The organism is Saccharopolyspora shandongensis (assembly GCF_900106995.1).
Lineage (GTDB): Bacteria > Actinomycetota > Actinomycetes > Mycobacteriales > Pseudonocardiaceae > Saccharopolyspora > Saccharopolyspora shandongensis.
Window position 1 is genome coordinate 235,081 of the sequence record NZ_FNOK01000005.1, and the last position, 19,350, is coordinate 254,430.

A 19,350-nucleotide genomic window follows, 5' to 3' on the forward strand; every position below is an offset into this window, starting at 1 on the left:
CGGGTGATCACCTAGGGTCAGTGCGGTGCTACGTTGTAGCGCATGGAGCGGATCGGCGTCCGTGAGCTGCGGCAGTACGCCAGTCGATACCTGAAGCGGGTCACCGCCGGGGAATCGATCCTGGTGACCGATCGGGGTCGCACCGTCGCGGTGCTCAGTCCGCCCACGCGTGTCCAGGCCCTGTACGACGAACTCGTCGCCGCCGGGGAGCTCGTGCCCGGCGAAGGCGGTGAGCTCCCCGAACCGTTGCCGGCAGCACCGACCCCGAACGTCTCCGACCGGCTGCTGCGCAGGCGTGAACAGGAGCGGTTTTGATCTACTTCGATTCCTCCGCGCTGGTCAAGCTGATCGCCCCCGAGCCGGAGAGCAAGGCGCTGAGCCAGTGGGTCCGCGAGCGCTGGGAGCACCCCCGCGTCACCAGCGCGTTGTCGAAGGTGGACGTGCTGCGCACGTTCCGCGAGGTCGGTCCGGCCGCCGAAGACCTGGCGTCGATCATCGTGTCCAAGATCGACCAGCTGCCGGTGAAGCAGGACGTGCTGGACGTGGCCACCGAGCTGCGCTGCAACGTCGGCCCGGTGGACGCCATCCATCTGGCCTCCGCCTACAAGATCAAGGACGCCCTGCACGCCTACGTCTCCTACGACCCGGGGCTGCTGGCGGCGGCCGCCGAGGCAGGTATGACCACCGCCTCCCCGGGCGCGAGCTGACGCCGGTCCGCCGCGATCTCCGGTGAAATCGGAACGCCGATTTCACCGGAAATCGCGGCCCGGCGGGGCATGGTGCACTCGTGGCCGCCACCCGGAGTTCGGGCGGGCATCGCGGTTACAGTGGGGGGCATGCCGGTTCGAGCTCCGTTGAAGCCAGGCGTGCAGACGCCGCGTCGCCCAGTCCCAGCGCACATCGAGCGCCCCGAGTACGTTGACAAGCCGGCTCCCAAGCGCAGCACCGACCCGTACGTGCAGCCGCCCGAGGTCATCGAGGCGATGCGGGTGGCGGGCAAGCTCGCCGCGCAGGCGCTGGTCGAGGCGGGCAAGGCGGTGCAGCCGGGCGCGACCACCGACGAGGTCGACGCGGTGGTGCACGAGTTCTTCTGCGACCACGGCGTGTACCCGTCGACGCTGGGCTACCGGGGCTTCCCGAAGTCCTCCTGCACGTCGCTGAACGAGGTGATCTGCCACGGGATCCCGGACTCGACGGTGATCGAGGACGGCGACATCGTCAACGTCGACGTCACCGGCTTCATCGGCGGCGTCCACGGCGACACCAACGCGACGTTCCTGGCCGGCGAGGTCTCGGAGGAGGTGCGCTTGCTGGTGGAGCGCACCCACGAGGCGCTGATGCGCGGCATCAAGGCGGCCAAGCCGGGGCGGCAGCTCAACGTGATCGGCCGGGTCATCGAGTCCTACGCCAAGCGGTTCGGCTACGGCGTGGTCCGCGACTTCACCGGGCACGGCATCGGCCGCGCGTTCCACAGTGGACTGGTGATCCTGCACTACGACGAGCCGTCGGTGCAGACCGTCCTGGAGCCGGGCATGACCTTCACCATCGAGCCGATGATCACCCTCGGCACCCACGAGTACGACATGTGGAGCGATGGCTGGACGGTGACGACGAAGGACAAGAGCTGGACGGCCCAGTTCGAGCACACCATCCTGATCACCCAAGACGGCAACGAAATCCTGACCCTGCCCTGATTTGGGGTTCCAGGCTCGTTCTGCGTAGCGGTGCGAGTAGCGGAACCTCAGACGCCTTCTCGCTGTGGGATCCCCGACTTACGTATGACCAATACGCGGCGTCGGGGCTGTCCTCGCGAGAAGGCTTCTGAGAACCCGCGGCGGTGCGGGTTGCGAGGGTGGGCTAAGCGGCTGCGCCGCTTGCGGCGGCTATGAGTCGTGAGATTCGAGCGTCGCGGCGGCGGTTGTGCGTTCGCGATGCGCACCTTCGGCTGTCCGCATCGGCTTTTGGTTTGGTCTGGTTTGGTCGGCGATTTCGCGCGAAATCCCAGGCTGCCCTGTCTGCGTCAGGTGCCAGGCATCGACGCCGATGTGTCTTGGGCGGTGCCTGTGTTTGTGAAGGTGGGTGGTCGTGAGCAGTTTTGGTTGTCATAGCGACTAAAAGCACTCACGGGCACTCATCTGGGGAGACGTTCGGTCCGCTGGTTTTCGCCGGTGTTCGGTGGTGCCTTTGGGCGAGCTCGGGTGATGGGGTAGGAACTTCGTGTGAATGCGGTGCTGATCGCCGGGACCACTTCCGATGCCGGGAAGAGCGTGGTCACCGCCGGGATCTGTCGCTGGCTGGCTCGCGGCGGTGCTCGGGTCGCGCCCTTCAAAGCGCAGAACATGTCCAACAACTCCGTGGTCACGCCCGATGGCGGCGAGATCGGGCGGGCTCAGGCCGTGCAGGCCGCCGCCTGCGGCGTCGAGCCCTCGGTGCGGTTCAACCCCGTGCTGCTCAAGCCTGGCAGTGACCGCAGTTCGCAGGTCGTGGTGCTGGGGCGGGTCGCCGGCGAGGTGACCGCGATGTCCTACCGCGCCCGCAAGGCCGCCCTGCTGGACACCGTCGTGTCCACGCTGGAGGGGCTGCGCGCCGAGTACGACTACGTCGTGTGCGAGGGCGCCGGATCACCGGCCGAGATCAACCTGCGGGCCAACGACATCGCCAACATGGGGCTCGCACAGGCCGCCGGGCTGCCGGTGCTGGTGGTCGGCGACATCGACCGCGGCGGCGTGTTCGCGCAGCTCTTCGGCACCCTCGCGCTGCTGGACGCGGCGGATCAGGCGCTGGTCGCCGGATTCCTGATCAACAAGTTCCGCGGCGACCCGGCGTTGCTGGAACCGGGCCTGGACCAGTTGCGCGCGCTGACCGGCCGCCCGGTGCACGGCGTGCTGCCGTGGGCCGAGGAGCTGTGGCTCGACGCCGAGGACTCACTGTCCTATGTGGCCGATGGTGTGATCGGTCGGCCGGCGCCGCCGAAGGGCGCGCAGTGGTTGCGGGTCGCGGTGCCGAGGTTGCCGCGGATCTCCAACGCCACCGACGTGGAGGCGCTGGCGGCGGAACCCGGTGTCGCGGTCCGGTTCGTCACCGAGCCGTCGCGGCTGGCCGACGCGGATCTGGTCGTGCTGCCCGGCTCGAAGTCGACGGTCGCGGACCTGGACTGGCTGCGGCGCAGCGGCCTGGCCGAGGCGATCCGCGCGCACGCCCGAGCCGGGCTGCCGGTTGCCGGCATCTGCGGCGGTTTCCAGATGCTGACGCGGCGCATCGTCGACGAGGTCGAATCCGGCAGTGGCGCGGTCGACGGGCTGGGGCTGCTCGACCTGGAGATCGAGTTCGCGCCGCGCAAGACGCTGGCGCGGCCGCACGGCCAGGCCTTCGGCGAGCCCGTCCACGGTTACGAGATCCACCACGGCGTCGCGGTGCGCCGCGGCGAGCTCGCGCCGCTGGTGAGCTTGCCCGACGGGCAGGTCGAGGGCGGTGTGGTCGAGTCCGTGCTCGGCACCCACTGGCACGGACTGTTCGAGAACGACGCCTTTCGCCGGGCCTTCCTGAGCTGGGCCGCCCGGCACGCCGGACGGGACGGCTTCGAACCGGCCGATGGCACGGTCTTCGCCGAGGTCCGGGCCGGGCAGCTCGACCTGCTCGGCGACCTGGTGGAGAAGCACCTGGACACCGACGCCCTGCGCCGACTGCTCGACGACGGCGCACCCGCCGGGCTCCCGGTGGTGCACCACAGTTTCAATTGAAACTGGGTCATCGGTTGTGATCCGGGTAACGTCGTAGCCATGGCCGAGTTTTCCGTTGATGAAGCCCGCGAGCGGCTGGTGGAGCTGCTCGACCGCGCCGAATCGGGGGAGGCGATCGTGATCACCCGGTTCGGCGCGCCGTCGGTGTGGCTGCGGCCCGCGAGCGGCGGATCGACCGGCGGTGGTTTCGCCGCCGGGGTGATCGCGGCGTCGTGGGTGGCCCCGGCCGCCGGTGACGCGTTCGACGTCGGAACCGACTACTGGCCGGACTCCTCTGCCTGACCCGGATCGGAACCCACCTGGCTGAGCAGTTCGTCGAGGAAGCCGCCTGCCTCTTCGGCCGCCCGGCGCGGATCGCCGTCGCGCACCGCTGCCAACAGCTCGGTGTGCGAGACGTGCTGCTCCGGTGGGATCTCGGGATTGAAGGTGGTCGCCACGCTGGAGGCCACCGTCTCGCGGATCCCTTCGTAGAGCGAGATCAGCACCGGGTTGTGCGAGGCTGCCACTAATAGCCGGTGGAACTCGGCGTCGGTGACGATGACGTCCGCGCTGTCCAGGCGCTGCACCGCCGCGTCCCGGCTGTCCAGGCAGGCCGTGAGCTCGCGCAGGTCCTCGTCGGTGCGCGACCCGGCGGCCAGCCGGGCGCCCTCCACCTCCAGTGCGCGCCGGACCTCCAGTACCTGGCGCAGCTCGGGCCCGCACAGCTTGCGCACCGCCCCGGAGATCTCGTTGGTAGCGCGCACGAACGTGCCGTCGCCCTGCCGCACTTCCAGCAGCCCGGCGTGCGAGAGCGCGCGCACCGCCTCGCGGACGGTGTTGCGGCCGACGCCGAGGGCGTTCACGAGCTCGGTCTCGGGCGGGATCTTCTCGCCCAGCGGCCATTCCCCGGACGCCACGAGCTCGCGCATCTGGGCGATGACCTGATCGACCAGTCCGGTCCGCTTGGCAGTGACCAAAGGCACTGACAGGTCCTTTCGTCCAAACATCCTACGTTTGACATACTAGGCCGTGATGTCTACGAAGTCACGACCCCAGCATGTCCCCGACCAAGTGGCTGACCAGAATGCCACGCGACTCGCCGCCGAACGTCATCCGGATGCCTTCTCCGCCGAGAACCAGGGCGCCGCGGAGACGGTCTTCCCGAATCGGCACGTCGCCGTCGCCGGTGGGGGACTGCTGCTCGCCGGCGTGGCGCTCGCGGCGGCGAACATGCGCCCGGCGGTCACGAGCCTGGCGTCGGTGCTCGGTGAGGTCCGCGACTCGCTCGGCGCCTCCACGACCTGGGCGAGCGTGGTGACTTCGGTGCCGACGCTGTGCTTTGGGATCGCCGGCATCGGCGCTCCGCTGCTGGCGAGGCGGATGGGCATCAACAAGGTCATCGGCGCGTCGCTGGCGGTGCTGACGCTCGCGATGCTGCTGCGCGTCGTCGACGGCCCGTGGACGGTGCTGGGCGGGACCGTGCTGGTCTGCGCCGCGATCGCGATGTGCAACGTGCTGATCCCGGTCGTGGTCAAGGAGTCCTTCCCGACCCGCGTCGGGATGGCCACCGCGCTGTACACCACCGCGATGGCGGCGGGCGGCTCGACCGGCTCGGCGCTCACGCCGTACCTGAACTCCACCACCGGCAGCTGGCGCCTGTCGCTGGCGACCTGGGCGGTCGTGGCGCTGGCCGCGGTGTGCGTGTGGGTGCCGGCGACGGCTCGCCGTTCCTCGACGCGGCAGGTGTCGGGCACGTCGTCGACGAGCCCGCGGCGTTCGCTGATGCGCAGCCCGCTGGCGTGGGTGATCACGGTCTACTTCGCCCTGCAGTCGCTGGTCGCCTACGTCGTGATGGGCTGGATGCCCGAGGTGTTCAAGGGCGCCGGGATCGACGGCACGACCGCGGGCATGCTGCTCGGGTTGCTGCTGCTGGTCGGCGTGCCGATCAACATGATCCTGCCGCCGCTGGTGACCCGGACCCGCAGCCAGTCCTGGTGGGCCGTCGGGCTCGCGGTGCTGACCCTCACCGGACTGCTCGGGCTGCTGCTGTCGCCGCAGGCGCTGCCGGTGGTGTGGGCGCTCGCGATCGGCATCGGGATGAGCGCGTTCCCGCTGGCGCTGGTGCTGATCTCGCTGCGGACCGCCAACGCCGCCGACACCGGGTCGCTGTCCGCGATGTCGCAGAGCGTCGGCTACCTGATCGCGTCCTTCGGGCCGTTCCTGTTCGGCGTGCTGCACGACGTGACCGGCACCTGGTCGGCGTCGCTGCTGGCGATCGTGGTGATCGTCGCGATCCAGGCGGTGTTCGGCGTCATCGCGGGTCGTCCCCGCACCATCTGACACCCCGGGATTCCGCGAAGGGCGCCTTCGGCCGATCAGGTCGAAGGCGCCCTTCGCGTCTGGTGGACTGCGCCGATGGCGTGAACGGCGCCGAATCGGATCTGCGGGCAGGGCGGCCCTGACACCATCGATCGTCAGTGGGTGGTGTCGCGGGAACGCGGCGCCGCCGGGAGACCCGGCTCGCTGCCGTTGTTCCCCGGCCTTCGGCAACGGGTCGCGCGGCTGGCCGGTACATCGCCCCTCGGCGCGCCGGTCAGCCGCACCCGTTCGGTCAGACGAGGCCGAGCCGGAGCATCGCGTCGGCCACGTTGGTGAAACCCGCGATGTTCGCGCCCGCGACGTAGTTGCCCGGCATGCCGTACTCCGCCGCCGTGGCGTAGCAGCGGGCGTGCACGTCCTTCATGATCTCTTCGAGGCGCTTCTCGGTGAACTCGAAGCTCCAGCTGTCGCGGGACGCGTTCTGCTGCATCTCCAGCGCCGAGGTGGCCACACCGCCCGCGTTGGCGGCCTTGCCCGGGCCGAACGCGACGCCGGCTTCCTGGAAGCTGCGCACCGCCTCCGGCGTGGTGGGCATGTTCGCGCCCTCGCCGACCGCGATGCAGCCGTTGGCGATCAGGGCGGCCGCGTCGGCGTCGGTGAGCTCGTTCTGGGTCGCCGACGGCATCGCCACGTCGCACGGCACTTCCCAGACGCTGCGCTGCGCGACGAACTTCGCGCCCGGGCGGCGCTCGGCGTAGGTCGCGATGCGGCCGCGCTCGACCTCCTTGATCTGCTTGATCAGCTCGACGTCGATGCCCTTCTCGTCGACGACGTAGCCGGAGGAGTCCGAGCAGGCCACCACGGTGCCGCCGAGCTGGTGCACCTTCGCCATCGTGTAGATGGCCACGTTGCCCGATCCCGACACCACGACCTGCTTGCCGTCGAACGACTGGCCGCGGGCCGCCAGCATCTCCTGCACGAAGAACGCGCAGCCGTAGCCGGTGGCCTCGGTGCGGACGCGGGCGCCGCCGAAGGACAGGTGCTTGCCGGTCAGCACGCCGGATTCGTAGCGGTTGGTGATCCGCTTGTACTGGCCGAACAGGTAACCGATCTCGCGGCCGCCGACGCCGATGTCACCGGCCGGCACGTCGGTGTACTCGCCGATGTGCCGGTGCAGCTCGGTCATGAAGCTCTGGCAGAACCTCATGACCTCCCGGTCGGAGCGGCCCTTCGGGTCGAAGTCCGAGCCGCCCTTGCCGCCGCCGATGGGCTGCCCGGTCAGGGCGTTCTTGAAGATCTGCTCGAAGCCGAGGAACTTCACGATGCCCTGGTAGACCGACGGGTGGAAGCGCAGGCCGCCCTTGTACGGGCCGAGCGCGCTGTTGAACTCGACCCGGAAACCGCGGTTGATCTGCACCTCGCCGCGGTCGTCCTCCCACGGCACGCGGAAGACGATCTGCCGCTCGGGCTCGCAGATCCGCTCGATGATCTTCTGCTCGGCGTACTCGGGATGCTTGTCGATCACCGGACCGATGCTCTCCAGCACTTCTCGGACCGCCTGGTGGAACTCGTCTTCGCCGCGGTTGCGCTGGACCACGTTCTCGTAGACCGGTTCGAGGCGTTCGTGAAGCACAGTCAAACTCCTTTGTCCGATGACGTTCCGGGCCGCCCGGCCCGCTCCGCCATGGCGGGAGCGCTTCAGCGAGCAGCCCAAGCCTCCTAAGGTGACCCGTTAAACTGGAACTACTCAAGATGACGCCCGACACATTCGGGCGCAATCATCCCTTCAGCGGCAGGTTGAGCAGGGCGTTCTCGACGAGCTCCGGCATGCCGGGGTGGATCCAGTACTGGCCGCGGGCCATCGTCCGGGCGTCCAGGCCGAACTGCATCGCCTGGATCAGCGGCTGCAGCAGCGTCGGCGCCTGCGGGCCGATGATGTGCGCGCCGAGCAGCTGTCCGGTGTCCGGATCCGCCAGGAGCTTGGCGAAACCGGTCTTGTCCTCCATCGCCCAGCCGTAGGCGATGCCCGCGTAGTCCTGGATCGAGGTCACGTAGCCGACGCCGCGCTGCTGCGCCTCCTGCTCGGTGAGGCCGACCGAGGCGATCTGCGGCGCGGAGAACACCGCGTGCGGCACGAACCGGTGGTCGGACTCGATCGGCTCGTCCGGGTGCAGCAGGTTGTGCTGGACGACGCGCATCTCGTGGTTGGCGACGTGCTTGAGCTCGTACTCCGAGCTGATGTCGCCCATCGCCCACACGCCGTCCACCGAGGTCAGCTGGGTCGCGTCGGCCTTGATCTTGCCGTCGGCGGTGAGTTCCAGACCGCCCGCGGCGGCGTCCAGCAGGTCGGAGTTGGGCACCCGCCCGATCGCGATGAGCAGCGCCTCGGCCTCCACCACCTCGGCGCCCTCCGGGCCCTCCAGGTGCAGCCGGACGAGATCGCCGTCGCGCTCGACCGAGATCTCCTTGCGGTTCAGCCGCAGGTCCCAGCGCGCGGCCGCGAGTTCGGTGAACCGCTCGGAGATGTCGGTGTCCTCGCCGCGCAGCACCCGGCCGGAGCGGCCGATCATGGTCACGTCGACGCCCAGCGCGCTGAACACGTGCGCGAACTCCGCGCCCACGAAGCCGGTGCCCATGACGATCATCCGGGCGGGCAGCTCGTCGAGCCGCATCACCGTGTCGCTGGTGTAGTAGCCGACCTGGTCCAGGCCGGGGATGTCCGGGATCGCCGGGCGGCCGCCGGCGGCCACCACGAAGCGGTCCGCGGTGATCGTCTCCGGGCCGGTGGCGGTCTCCACGGTCAGCTGCTTGACCCCGGTGAACCGGGCGACGCCCTCGTAGAGGGTGACGTTCGGGCTGCCCTCGGCGCGGTACCGGCGGCCGCCGGTGGAGATCTCGTCGATCCGCCCGAAGATCCGGTCCCGGATGTCGCGCCAGCGCACGTCGCGCAGTTCGAGGTCGACGCCGAGCTTCGCGCCGTTCGCCGGGGCCTCGGCCACGTCGGCGGTGTGCACGAACATCTTCGTCGGGATGCAGCCGACGTTCAGGCAGGTGCCGCCGTAGGCGTCGTTGGGGCCGATGCCCTTCTCGACCACGGCGACGTCCCAGTCGGCGAACCGGTCGTCGAGGATCGAGTTTCCGGAGCCGGAACCGATGATGACTAGATCGAAATGCCGCACTGGTCCATCCTGCCTCAAATCGAGCGCGCCAGGTCCGGCGCGCCGTGGCTTCTTCGGGCGTCGATCATCTCCAACCCGGCGACCAGCCCGGTGATTCCGCGGTGATCTCGGGTTCTGGTCACACCCCAGGCGTGCGCGGCGCACCACAACACGCCGACCACGGCACCAGGTTCCCCGAACGTTCCCTCGGTCACGCCCTGCAGCACGGCCAGCCCGCCGATGCCGGCGGCCCACCGCAGCAGCGCGGCAGCCGGCGGAGGGCGGCCGTTGGGCGCCCTGGCGCGCAGCATCACCGCGTGCTGGCCGAGCGAGGTGCCGTGCCCGACCAACATCGTGCCCAGCAGCAACGCCGCCGGGGCGAACCACAGCGCGACCGCCTCCCACCACTGCGTCGGGGCGGTGCCGGTGAGCCGCAGCGCGATGTCCGCTGCCCGGGCGCAGGCCACGCCGAGCAGCCACAGCACCAGGACGTCGCAGCACATGCCCAGCAGCCGCCGGGCGGCGGTGACCGGGCGCGGCTGCTTCGCCGGGCGCCCGCTGGCGCCGGTCGGCAGCCGCTGCCGCAGCGGCGCGAGCAGGCCGCCGAGCAGCGCGCCCGCGGTGTTGGCGATGACGTCGTCCACGTCGAAAACCCGGTACGGGCAGGGGAAGACGAACCAGAACCCGGTCAGCTGGGTCAGCTCGACCAGCACCGATGTCGCCGCCCCGGTCAGCACCGCGGCCGACCGGCCGCCCCGCACGAGAGCGCCCAGCGGGACGAAGAGCGCGACGTTGCACGCGAACTGGGCCAGCATCGCGGGGCTGGCCAGTCCGGCGAGCGGTCGCCACTGAGGCGCGAAGCAGGCCGCGCCGGACGGGAACGGCAGGAACACGTAGGAGAGCAACCCGAAGGCGTAGAGCAGGACGGCGAAGCGCTGCAGCGCGATGCCCATGCGTAGCTCGCCGTGCCGCCGGTGCTCACCGGCGACGAACGGCGCGAACAGCAGCGCGGCCACCCCGGTGGCGGCCAGCGCGGCGAACGAACCCGGCAGCACGCTCATCTCGGCCTCCTGACTCCCGAAAACCTCCCGCATATAAAGAGGAGCGAGGTGCCGATTCAGATACATCTCGATCGGGCGATCCGGGCACGCGAAAGGGCCGCGCCTCCCGGGAGAGGCACGGCCCTTCACGAAGTCGGTCCGGCGGCTGTGCGGCCGCCTCGAACGCGCGTCAGTGCTGGTAGGTCGGGGTGAGGACGGCCCGCGCGACGGTGTGGAAGGCCAGGTTGAAGCTGACCACCGCCGGGCTCGCCTTCTCGTCAACGCCGAGCTTCTCGGTGTCGACCGCGTGCACCACGAAGTAGTAGCGGTGCGGGCGGTCGCCGGGCGGCGGGGCGGCGCCGGCGAACGCGTGCTCGCCGAGGTCGTTGGCGATGTGGAAGGCCCCGGCCGGGACGCCGTGGCCGTTGCGGTTGCCCGCGTCGGCGGCCAGCTCGGTCACGTCGGCGGGCACGTCCACCAGGGTCCAGTGCCAGAAGCCGCCGGGAATGGGCGCGTCGGGGTCGAAGCAGGTCACCACGAAGCTCTTGGTGGTCTCCGGGAAACCGGTCCAGCGCAGCTGGGGCGAGCGGTTCTCGCCGTCGGCGCCCATGCCGTCGTAGGCGTGGGCCTGCGCCATCGGCTGGCCGTCGGTCACGTCGTCGGAGGTGACGGTGAACGCCGGAACCGCGGGCAGCAGCGAGTACGGGTCCGGATCGATCGGGCGCTCCAAGCTCATTCGAGCATCCTCCCTTTCCTGGGGGTGTGCGTGATCACCGGATTCCCAGCCTAGTTGGCCGCCGTCGCGCGAGCCGGAACCAGTGCGTTGCAAGATATGCAACGGGGATGTGTATTTCGCAGCGCCGAGCGGCTAAGCTGTCCGGCGACGAGTGCCGCGGACCCGAGGAGGCGAAGGTGGCGGAGTCCGGCAGCGACCCCGAGGTGCTGTGCCTGGGGGAGACGATGTCGCTGGTCGCCCCGGCCGTCCCGGTTTCCCTGGAGCAGGCGCGGACGTTCACGCTCTCGGCCGGCGGCGCCGAGTCCAACGTGGCCATCCACCTGGCAGCGCTGGGCCACCGCGTCGGCTGGGCGAGCCGGGTCGGCGACGATCCCCTCGGCCGCCGGATGCTTGCGGTCATCGCCGCCGCCGGGGTGGACACCGGCCTGGTGGAGGTGCGCCCGGACGCGCCGACCGGCGTCTACTTCAAGGATCCGGGCCCCGGTGGCACCAAGGTCTACTACTACCGGGCGGGCTCGGCAGCGTCCACAATGGACGAGAACTTCCTGGCCGACGAGCGGCTCGACGCGCCCCGGCTGCTGCACATCAGCGGCATCACCCCGGCGCTGTCCGACGGCTGCGACCGGCTCGTCCGGCGGCTGCTGACCCGCGAGCGCCGCGCCCGGATCACCTTCGACGTCAACTACCGCCCGGCGCTGTGGCCGGTCGAGCAGGCCGGTCCGCGGCTGCGCGAGCTCGCCCAGCTGGCCGACGTGGTGTTTGTCGGCCTGGACGAGGCGGCCACCCTCTGGGGCGTGGAAACAGCCGAGGACGTGCGGAAACTCCTGGACGAGCCGGACGTCGTCGTGGTCAAGGACGGCGCCGACGCCGCCTACGCGCTGAGCACCGAGACGGTGGTCGTGCCCGCCCCGACGGTCGAGGTCGTCGAGCCGGTGGGCGCCGGTGACGCGTTCGCCGCCGGCTACCTCTCCGGCGTGCTGCGCGGCGAGGACGGCATCCGCTGCCTGCGGCTCGGGCACATCCTGGCCGCGCACAGCCTGCTCAGCACCGAGGACCACATGCCGCTGCCGGATCGCGGCGCGGTGGCGGAATGGCTGGGCTGCGACGAGGAGCAGTGGCGCAACCTCAGTTTCGGCGGCGGTGTTGCATCCAAAGAGGGGGAGTGATCGTGGGTTTCTTCGACGAGCTCTTCACCGGCCCGGTGATGGCGATCCTGCGCGGGATGGACCCGCAGCGGACCGTCGAGCTGGCCGAACGGGCCTGGGGCCTGGGCATCGAGGCGGTCGAGGTGCCGATCGAGACCTCCCGCGCCGAGCCGTCGCTGCGCGCGGCGGTGGAGGCCGGGACGCGGCGAGGCCGGCTGGTGGGCGCCGGGACCGTGGTGAGCACGGAGCAGGCGCACACCGCCAAGGAGCTGGGCGCGGCGTTCACCGTGGCGCCGGGACTGGACCCCGGTGTGGTGCGGCTGAGCGCGGAGCTCGGCGTGCCGCACCTGCCCGGCGTGGCCACGCCCAGCGAGATCCAGCACGCCCAGCGGCTCGGGTTGTCGTGGGTCAAGGCGTTCCCGGCGGCCGAGCTGGGCACCGGGTGGTTCAAGGCGATGCACGGCCCGTTCCCCGGGTTGCGGCTGGTGGCCACCGGCGGGATGAACGCGCGCAACGCGCCGGAATTCCTCGCCGCCGGGGCCGCCGTGGTGGCGGTCGGCTCGGCGCTGGAGGATGCCGAGCAGCTGCCCGCGTTGGCGAAGTTGCTCGAGAGCTCGTGAGCGATCGTTCCGGTTCTCGCCGGAACGACCCGATCCGCACCCGAGCCGGGATGGAGACGTCGTGAAGGTCCACATTGGTCCGATCGCCCCGCCGGATTTGACGGCGGCCGTCGTAGCGGCGGGCGCCGAGATCGGCCCGGCGGCGGAGGCGTCCGCGCTGGTCTGGTACGGCAGCGGCCCCGAGCGGTTCGCCGAGTTGGACCACCCCGGCCTGGAATGGGTGCAGCTCCCGTCGGCCGGCATCGAGACCTGGATGACCTCCGGCGCGCTGCGCGACGGGATCACCTTCACCTCCGCGGTGGGCACCTACGCCGAGACCGTCGCCGAGCACACGCTCGGGCTGATGCTGGCCGGGGCGCGGCAGCTGCACGCGGTGGCGCGCGCGGACCAGTGGGCGCGACCGGCCGGCATCCGCAGCCTCATCGGGGCCACGGTCGGCATCATCGGTGCGGGCGGCATCGGCCGGGCGCTGATGGAGCTGCTGCGGCCCTTCGGCGTCCGGGTGCTGGCGGTGAACCGCTCCGGGAAGCCGGTGGACGGGGCGGCCTGGACTTGCCCGGCCGACGACGCGTCCGGGGTGCGGCGGCTGCTGGCCGAGTCGGACTTCGTCGTGGTGGCCGCGCCCGCGACGGCCGAGACGGCGAAGCTGATCGACGCCGACGCGCTGTCCCGGATGAAGTCCGACGCGTGGCTGGTCAACGTCGCGCGCGGATCGCTGGTCGACACCGACGCGCTGGTCGCGGCGCTGGACGCGGAGAGCATCGGCGGCGCGGCGCTGGACGTGACCGACCCGGAACCGCTGCCCGCCGGGCATCCGCTGTTCCAGCACCCGCGCGCGCTCATCTCGCCGCACTCGGCCAACCCGAAGTCCTTGCTTATCCCGGCCCTGGCCCGGCGGGTGGAGGACAACGTCCGCCGGCGCCTCGCCGGCGAGCCGCTGCTCGGCGTCATCGACCTCACCGCGGGCTACTGAACTTCTCCGATTTCGCCTGGAATCGGGAGTTTCGCATTCCGGCGGCCGGTGCTCCCGCGTTTCCGGCTCGGCCGGCAATCGGGAACTTCTCCTCGCGCGCGGATGGTCGCTCCGGAACGCCCGGCTACCCGGCGGCTTTCGATTCGGCGGCCACAGTGGATTGATCCTGCGGTTGATCGGGTATTCGGATGCGTCGATGCTCTTCGCGCGATTTGCCCGGATCTGGAAATGCGGGTCGGGAACTGCATTTCGCGGAAGTGTGGAACTACTCGCTTCCCGGTACGGTCATCGCTTGCGTACCAGATGTCCTTTTAGGACAGTCCGGTTAAACCGTTCGGGTGGTAAATGGGCTGATTTTCCACCCGAACGGATTGCCTTGCTTAACTCAGGTGTATCCAAAAACGGGTTCTGATCCTCTTTCTCATGGACACTCTTGGTCGAGCCGGAGGTGGCAGGTCGAACGACGGCGTGCCGATGGCTCCGGGGGAGGAGGCAACGTGATGGCAGACATCAGGCGCCGGATGTGGTCGGTGGCCGGGCTGCTGGCGGCGGCGACGTTGTCGTCGGGCTTGCTGACGACGGCGGCGAACGCGTCGGACCGCGATGCATTGACGGCGAAGGTTCCGCCGATCGTCGGCGGCCAGCCCGCCAAGATCGCCGATCACCCGTGGGTGGTGTACCTGACGGACACCCAGGGCAACCAGTTCTGCGGCGGCACGCTCGCGAAGGCGAACAAGATCGTGACCGCGGCGCATTGCGTCTCCGGTGAGAAACCGGAGTTGGTCCAGGTCGTGGCCGGGCGGGAGGACAAGCAGACCAGCGAGGGCAAGGTCGCCAAGGTCACCGGCATCTGGGTGCACCCGAACTTCCAGAACGCCAACAGCGGCGCCGACGTCGCCGTGCTGACCCTGGACCAGGAGCTCCAGCAGCAGCCGCTCGCCGTGGCCGAAAAGGGGGACACCTCGCTCTACGAAACGGGCAAGACGTCCACAGTGCTCGGCTGGGGCGCCACCGCCGAAGGCGGCCAGGCATCGCAGACCCTGCAGAAGGCGGAGGTGCCACTGGTCAGCGACCAGGAATGCCAGAAGGCGTACCCGCAGTACAAGTCCGACGCGATGGTGTGCGCCGGACTCCCGCAGGGCGGCGTGGACAGCTGCCAAGGCGACTCCGGCGGACCACTGGTGGTCGAGAACAAGCTGATCGGAATCGTCTCCACGGGCAACGGCTGCGCCCGGCCCAACGCCCCGGGCATCTACACCCGCGTGGCGACCTACCACGACGACGTCCAGGCACAACTGGGTTCCTGACCCGAATCGACGCGGCCGGGGCGTAGCTGCAGCGCCCCGGCCGCGTCATGTCGAGCGTCAGGTGGCGGTCAGGCGGAGCCGGGGGCCGAGCTCCCTGGCCAGGCTGGCGGCCAGCGAGCGGAACGTGCGAACGGCCGGGTTGCGGTCGTCGGCTCGGGCGGCCAGGACGCTGTGCTCCGGCGGCGCGTCCAGCACCGGCACGCAGACCGTGCCAGGCCAGGGGTAGTAGCGCTGGAAGGATTCCAGCGCCGATCCGGCGCCGCGCCCGGCCGCCGCCGTGGTCAGGACCTCGTGCGGGGTCACGGCGTGCGAGGTGCTGCGGTGCGGCGACAGGCCGCCGCGCGCCTCGGCGAAGTAGAGGTAGTCGGAGAACTGGCGCGGGGTGTGGTCGGGCAGCGCGATGAACGGCAGGTCGAGCACGTCGGCCAGCCGTACCGAAGGCGCGTCGGCCAGCTCCCACGACGCGGGCACGACCACGATCCGCCGCTCGGTGGTCAGCACGTCCACCGCGACCCGCTCGTCGTCCGGCGCGGGCCGCACGAACGCCACGTCGACCTTGTGCCGCACCAGCGCGGAGACGTGCTCGGTGAAGTCCAGCGCCACGAACTCGACCCGGATCTCCGGGCGGGCGCGGTGGAAGGCCTGCACCACCGCGGGGGTGAGCTCGGCCGAGCCGTTGCTCATCACGCCGATCCGCAGCGTCGACTCGGCGGCGGCCTCGGCCACGTCCGCGACCGCGGCGTCCATCGCCGCCAGCAGCGATCGGGCGTGCCCGACGAACCGCTCGCCGGCCGGGGTGAGCCGCACCGGGGAGCGGTCGAACAGCCGCACCCCGAGTTCGCGCTCCAGTTGCTGGACGTGCGCCGTCACGGACGCGGGCGACCGGAACAACCGCGTCGCGGCCTTGCCGAAGTGGCCTTCTTCGGCGACCGCCAGGAACGACGCCAACCGCCGCAAATCCATGCCTGCAGCGTACGAAGCGCGGGAAGGGGCGGCACCGGCCAGTTTCGCCCCAGGGCGTGGTCGAAGCGCCGTGCGGAGCCCGCGGTTTCCGGCAAAACGGGCCAAAGAACGGCGGGTTTCCGCAGCGCGGAAGAAATGGCGAGGCGCAGATCACGGCCCCGTTCACGAATCCTGAACGGCCGGTGCGGTCGCGCGTTCGACCGGCATAGAACCGATGTCGTGCGGAACAAGTGGTTGCCTGCCGCGTTCCTGCTGACCGCGGCGGGCTGGGGCGCGAATCAGTTCTCCTCCCTGCTCGGCGGCTACCAGGCAGAGTTCGGGCTATCCGGGCAGGCCGTGACCGGTCTGCTCGTGCTCTACGTGGCGGGACTGCTGCCCGGGCTCCTGCTGGGCGGCCCGATGGGCGACCAGTACGGCCGACGACCCGTCGTGTTCGGCGCGATCGCCATCAGCGTGGCCGGGACGGCCGCGCTGATGGCCGGGGTGATCGCCACGCCGTGGCTGGTGGTGGGGCGGCTGCTGGCCGGGGTCAGCACCGGGGCGGTCCTGGCCGCGGGCAGCGCTTGGGTGCGGGACCTGTCGCACCCGCCGTTCGGCACCGCGGTCGAGGACGGCGTGGGGGCCCGTCGCGCCGGGGTGCTGCTGTCGCTGGGGTTCAGCGTGAGCGGGCTGGTGTCCGCGCTGATCGCGCAGTGGGGGCCGAATCCACTGGTCATCGCCTATGTTCCGCATCTGGTGCTGAGTGTCGCGGGACTGGCGCTGGCGCTGTCGTGCCCGGAGACGCGAACGCGCGACGTCCAGCGCAGCTCGCAGGCCAGCGGCATCCGGGACCCGCGGTTCAGGCGGTTGGTGCTGCCGGTCTCGCTGTGGGTGTTCGTCGGTCCGACGGTGGCATTCGGCGTGCTTCCCGCGCAGGTCGCCGCCGAGGTTCGCGGGTTCGAGCTGGTCTACGCCGGGGTGGCGGCGCTGCTCGCGCCGGGGTTCGGGGCGGTGGTGCAGCCCCTGGCCCGGCGCGTCGCGCGGCGAGGTGAGTGCGCACCGGCGATCGTCGGGCTGCTCGCGCTGACCGCCGGGCTCGCGTTCGCGGCCACCGCGGCGTGGCTGGTGCTGCCGTGGCTCGGGCTGTTCGCCGACCTCCTGCTGGGAGCCGGCTACGGATTCTGCGCGACCTTCTGCCTGACCGTGGTCGGCCGCATCGCGCCACCGGCCGCCCTGGCCAGGCTGACCGCGGCGTTCTGGGTGATCGCCTACCTCGGCTTCTGCACGCCGCTCGTGGTCAGCCTGCTGGAACCCGTCGTCGCGGCGCCGGTGGTGTTGGCGGTGCTGGGCAGCTTGGCGCTGGTGACCTGCGCCGTGGTGTCAGCCGGCGACCAGCCCGACCGAGATGGTCAGGAACGCCGCCGCGCTGACCACATCGAGCGACTTCGCGACGCGGGGGTGCTGTAGCCGGGTGGCGATCTTGGCGGCCCCGAGCACGATCGTGAGTTCCCAGATCGCCGCCAGCACCAGAAAGATCACGCCGAGCAGCACCAGCTGCAGCGCGGGCTGCGCGGCGGTGCCGACGAACTGCGGCAGGAACGCCAGGCTGAACAGCAGCATCTTCGGGTTGGTGAGGTTGCTGAACAGGCCGCGCAGGTAGGGGTTCGCGGAATCCGCCGGTGCCGTGGTGAGCGTGCCGGCGGCGGATTCCTTCCTGGTCAGCCACAGCCCGCGGATGATCGTCGCGGCCAGGTAGACCAGGTAGGCGGCGCCGATCCACTTCAGGACGGAGAGGACCGCCGGGTTGCTGGTGATCAGCGCGCCGAGCCCGGAGATCACCACTGCGACCTGGATGATGCTCGCGGTGTGGATGCCGGCGAGCGCGAACAGTCCCGCCCGGCGGCCGGAGTTCAGCGAGGTGCGCAGCAGCAGGAAGACGTCCACGCCGGGGGTGAGGACGACGACCATGCTGGCGAGCAGGAATGTGGGCATCGGGGTCAGGTCCAGGAGCACAGCGTTCCTCCTTCGCGGCGGCATGCGGCAGTGATCACTTGATCGGGCGTAGTTCCGTCGCCTGTTCAGGCGCAATTCGCGGGCCCGGCGCTGTGTGCGTTCCGGGCCCGTGACGGATCGGGAAGGATGAGTAGCCGTTCGTGACGGCTTGGTCCATAAAATTTCCCGATGTCATCCATCTTAACGAAATATTTTCCTGCTGACGTGTGAGTTGCGCCTCGCGATGTTCCGGTATCGGGGTGACTACGGTGTGCGCTCGGCAAGATCGGCGACGGCTGGAGGCACGACGTGGGGCGTGGCAGTGAGCGCAAGACCGGAGCGGCGCTGCGGCGCCTCGTGGTCACCGGCGCGGTGACGGCACTGGCCGGACTGCACCCGGTCGCGGCGAGCGCCGAAGAACGCCCCGAAGCGCGGGTGCTCGGCGGCGCCGATGTCGCGGCGGACGACGCGCCCTGGGCCGTGGCCCTCACCGACGAGCACGGCCGCCAGTTCTGCGGCGGCGCCCTGGTGAGCCCGATCAAGGTGATCACGGCCGCGCACTGCATGGTCTCGCCGATGACGGGTGCCAAGTGGACCCCGGAGAACCTGCGGGCGATCGCGGGACGCACCGACCTGCGGACGGAGCGCGGCACGGTCGGCGAGGTCGAGGGGATCTGGATCCACCCCGGCTTCCGGGACTACACCAGCGGCGACGACGTGGCGGTGCTGACCCTGCGGACGCCGATGCCGCAGCGCCCGCTGGAGATGGTGGGCGCGGGCGAAACGGAGCCGTACCGGCCGGGCGCGATGGCCCGGGTCTACGGCTGGGGCCGGACCAGCGAGTCGGGGTCGCCATCGGACACCCTGCGCTCGGTGGACGTGCCGGTCACCACCGAGGAAGCGTGCCGGAACACCTATCCGAACTACGACGGCCGAAGCATGTTCTGCGCGGGATACCCGGAGGGCGGCATGGACGCCTGCGCGGGCGACTCGGGAGGCCCGATCGTGGCGGACAACCGCCTGATCGGCGTGGTCTCCTACGGAACGGGCTGCGGCCGGCCGAACACGCCGGGCGTGTACACGAGGCTGTCGAGCTACCGCGGCGAGCTGTGATCGCGCGAATCTCGGTTGAGCGCTCCTGCGGTGTTGCCGCAGGATCCGGGATGTGAAAGATCAGGAAAACCCGTACCGCGCCGTCCGAGCACGGTATTCGGAGTCCATCGTGTCGATCACAGACATCACGTCGGCAATGCGGAAGGCGCACGAGCTCGTCGCTGCAGGAAACCTCGCAGCAGCGGAAGCGATGCTCCCGGCGGAGGCGCCGTACCCGCTTCCGGAACACATCGACATCCCCCTTGGTGCCATCCGGTAGTCGAGGTCAGCGGCGTTCTGGCCGGAT

General features: G+C 70.5%; 20 protein-coding genes. 13 read left to right on the top strand and 7 right to left on the bottom strand.

Annotated elements, in window-relative coordinates:
• The first annotated feature begins 42 nt into the window (after positions 1 to 42).
• From BLW84_RS07660 to BLW84_RS07680, 5 genes are all read left to right on the top strand, one after another.
• Positions 43 to 315 carry a type II toxin-antitoxin system Phd/YefM family antitoxin gene (locus BLW84_RS07660; RefSeq protein ID WP_093262844.1) on the top strand — a complete coding sequence of 91 codons (273 nt, stop codon included), beginning with the start codon at positions 43 to 45 and terminating at the stop codon, positions 313 to 315.
• A complete protein-coding gene (locus tag BLW84_RS07665) occupies positions 312 to 707 on the top strand; it encodes a type II toxin-antitoxin system VapC family toxin (protein ID WP_093262846.1) in 396 nt (131 codons plus the stop codon). The genes BLW84_RS07660 and BLW84_RS07665 overlap by 4 nt, the downstream gene beginning before the upstream one ends.
• A gap of 129 nt (positions 708 to 836) precedes the next feature.
• Positions 837 to 1,694, top strand: a complete 858-nt coding sequence (gene map / locus BLW84_RS07670) for a type I methionyl aminopeptidase (protein WP_093262848.1) — start codon at positions 837 to 839, stop codon at positions 1,692 to 1,694.
• Between the two features lie 525 nt (positions 1,695 to 2,219).
• On the top strand, positions 2,220 to 3,740 hold the full coding sequence (locus tag BLW84_RS07675) for a cobyric acid synthase (RefSeq protein WP_093262850.1): 1,521 nt from the start codon (positions 2,220 to 2,222) through the stop codon (positions 3,738 to 3,740).
• A 39-nt stretch (positions 3,741 to 3,779) separates the two neighbouring features.
• Entirely contained in the window at positions 3,780 to 4,022 is a 243-nt protein-coding gene (locus tag BLW84_RS07680) for a type II toxin-antitoxin system Phd/YefM family antitoxin (RefSeq protein ID WP_093262852.1), read from the top strand.
• Here BLW84_RS07680 and BLW84_RS07685 read toward each other — a convergent pair.
• On the bottom strand, positions 3,998 to 4,702 hold the full coding sequence (locus BLW84_RS07685) for a FadR/GntR family transcriptional regulator (RefSeq protein ID WP_218157225.1): 705 nt from the start codon (positions 4,700 to 4,702) through the stop codon (positions 3,998 to 4,000). The genes BLW84_RS07680 and BLW84_RS07685 overlap by 25 nt on opposite strands.
• Positions 4,703 to 4,790: 88 nt before the next feature.
• On the opposite strand from BLW84_RS07685, the gene BLW84_RS07690 reads away from it, so the two are divergent.
• A complete protein-coding gene (locus BLW84_RS07690; protein WP_245761000.1) occupies positions 4,791 to 6,059 on the top strand; it encodes a CynX/NimT family MFS transporter in 1,269 nt (422 codons plus the stop codon).
• Positions 6,060 to 6,330: 271 nt separating this feature from the next.
• Here BLW84_RS07690 and gdhA read toward each other — a convergent pair whose 3' ends face one another.
• From gdhA to BLW84_RS07710, 4 genes are all read right to left on the bottom strand, one after another.
• Positions 6,331 to 7,671 carry an NADP-specific glutamate dehydrogenase gene (gene gdhA / locus BLW84_RS07695; RefSeq protein WP_093262858.1) on the bottom strand — a complete coding sequence of 447 codons (1,341 nt, stop codon included), beginning with the start codon at positions 7,669 to 7,671 and terminating at the stop codon, positions 6,331 to 6,333.
• 145 nt (positions 7,672 to 7,816) lie between these two features.
• Positions 7,817 to 9,217, bottom strand: coding sequence for a mycothione reductase (locus BLW84_RS07700; protein WP_093262860.1), 1,401 nt, complete (start codon positions 9,215 to 9,217; stop codon positions 7,817 to 7,819).
• Positions 9,218 to 9,231: 14 nt separating this feature from the next.
• Positions 9,232 to 10,257: a VanZ family protein gene (locus BLW84_RS07705; RefSeq protein WP_177226340.1), complete on the bottom strand. Its 1,026-nt coding sequence runs from the start codon at positions 10,255 to 10,257 to the stop codon at positions 9,232 to 9,234.
• Between the two features lie 169 nt (positions 10,258 to 10,426).
• A complete protein-coding gene (locus BLW84_RS07710) occupies positions 10,427 to 10,972 on the bottom strand; it encodes a YbhB/YbcL family Raf kinase inhibitor-like protein (RefSeq protein ID WP_093262865.1) in 546 nt (181 codons plus the stop codon).
• A gap of 176 nt (positions 10,973 to 11,148) precedes the next feature.
• Here BLW84_RS07710 and BLW84_RS07715 point away from each other — a divergent pair, with 176 nt between their 5' ends.
• The 4 genes from BLW84_RS07715 to BLW84_RS07730 all read left to right on the top strand — a co-directional run bounded on the left by BLW84_RS07715 (position 11,149) and on the right by BLW84_RS07730 (position 15,017).
• Positions 11,149 to 12,138, top strand: a complete 990-nt coding sequence (locus BLW84_RS07715; RefSeq protein ID WP_093262868.1) for a sugar kinase — start codon at positions 11,149 to 11,151, stop codon at positions 12,136 to 12,138.
• Positions 12,139 to 12,140: 2 nt separating this feature from the next.
• On the top strand, positions 12,141 to 12,737 hold the full coding sequence (locus BLW84_RS07720) for a bifunctional 4-hydroxy-2-oxoglutarate aldolase/2-dehydro-3-deoxy-phosphogluconate aldolase (RefSeq protein WP_245761001.1): 597 nt from the start codon (positions 12,141 to 12,143) through the stop codon (positions 12,735 to 12,737).
• Between the two features lie 61 nt (positions 12,738 to 12,798).
• Positions 12,799 to 13,710 (top strand): D-isomer specific 2-hydroxyacid dehydrogenase family protein, encoded by a 912-nt coding sequence (locus BLW84_RS07725; RefSeq protein ID WP_093262870.1) that lies wholly within the window; start codon positions 12,799 to 12,801, stop codon positions 13,708 to 13,710.
• Between the two features lie 500 nt (positions 13,711 to 14,210).
• The gene (locus BLW84_RS07730) at positions 14,211 to 15,017 is read left to right on the top strand and encodes a S1 family peptidase (RefSeq protein WP_093262873.1); all 807 of its coding nucleotides are present in this window, start codon (positions 14,211 to 14,213) and stop codon (positions 15,015 to 15,017) included.
• A gap of 57 nt (positions 15,018 to 15,074) precedes the next feature.
• Here the strand turns inward: BLW84_RS07730 and BLW84_RS07735 are convergent, their stop codons facing one another.
• Positions 15,075 to 15,980 carry a LysR family transcriptional regulator gene (locus BLW84_RS07735; protein ID WP_093262876.1) on the bottom strand — a complete coding sequence of 302 codons (906 nt, stop codon included), beginning with the start codon at positions 15,978 to 15,980 and terminating at the stop codon, positions 15,075 to 15,077.
• Between the two features lie 219 nt (positions 15,981 to 16,199).
• Here BLW84_RS07735 and BLW84_RS07740 point away from each other — a divergent pair, with 219 nt between their 5' ends.
• The gene (locus BLW84_RS07740) at positions 16,200 to 17,426 is read left to right on the top strand and encodes an MFS transporter (RefSeq protein ID WP_245761002.1); all 1,227 of its coding nucleotides are present in this window, start codon (positions 16,200 to 16,202) and stop codon (positions 17,424 to 17,426) included.
• Here BLW84_RS07740 and BLW84_RS07745 read toward each other — a convergent pair.
• Positions 17,340 to 17,972 (bottom strand): LysE family translocator, encoded by a 633-nt coding sequence (locus tag BLW84_RS07745; RefSeq protein WP_093262882.1) that lies wholly within the window; start codon positions 17,970 to 17,972, stop codon positions 17,340 to 17,342. The genes BLW84_RS07740 and BLW84_RS07745 overlap by 87 nt on opposite strands.
• A gap of 288 nt (positions 17,973 to 18,260) precedes the next feature.
• Between BLW84_RS07745 and BLW84_RS07750 the strand changes: the two genes are divergently transcribed.
• Together BLW84_RS07750 and BLW84_RS07755 are read left to right on the top strand one after the other, a co-directional pair.
• Positions 18,261 to 19,064: a S1 family peptidase gene (locus BLW84_RS07750; RefSeq protein WP_093262884.1), complete on the top strand. Its 804-nt coding sequence runs from the start codon at positions 18,261 to 18,263 to the stop codon at positions 19,062 to 19,064.
• 109 nt (positions 19,065 to 19,173) lie between these two features.
• A complete protein-coding gene (locus tag BLW84_RS07755) occupies positions 19,174 to 19,323 on the top strand; it encodes a DUF4291 domain-containing protein (protein ID WP_143060885.1) in 150 nt (49 codons plus the stop codon).
• Positions 19,324 to 19,350: the final 27 nt, after the last annotated feature.

Coding starts and splice junctions, on each gene's coding strand:
- BLW84_RS07660 (WP_093262844.1), top strand. CDS start 43: ATGGAGCGGATCGGCGTCCGTGAGCTGCGGCAGTACGCCAGTCGATAC.
- BLW84_RS07680 (WP_093262852.1), top strand. CDS start 3,780: ATGGCCGAGTTTTCCGTTGATGAAGCCCGCGAGCGGCTGGTGGAGCTG.
- BLW84_RS07710 (WP_093262865.1), bottom strand. CDS start 10,972: ATGAGCTTGGAGCGCCCGATCGATCCGGACCCGTACTCGCTGCTGCCC.
- map (WP_093262848.1), top strand. CDS start 837: ATGCCGGTTCGAGCTCCGTTGAAGCCAGGCGTGCAGACGCCGCGTCGC.
- BLW84_RS07730 (WP_093262873.1), top strand. CDS start 14,211: ATGGCAGACATCAGGCGCCGGATGTGGTCGGTGGCCGGGCTGCTGGCG.
- BLW84_RS07735 (WP_093262876.1), bottom strand. CDS start 15,980: ATGGATTTGCGGCGGTTGGCGTCGTTCCTGGCGGTCGCCGAAGAAGGC.
- BLW84_RS07705 (WP_177226340.1), bottom strand. CDS start 10,257: ATGAGCGTGCTGCCGGGTTCGTTCGCCGCGCTGGCCGCCACCGGGGTG.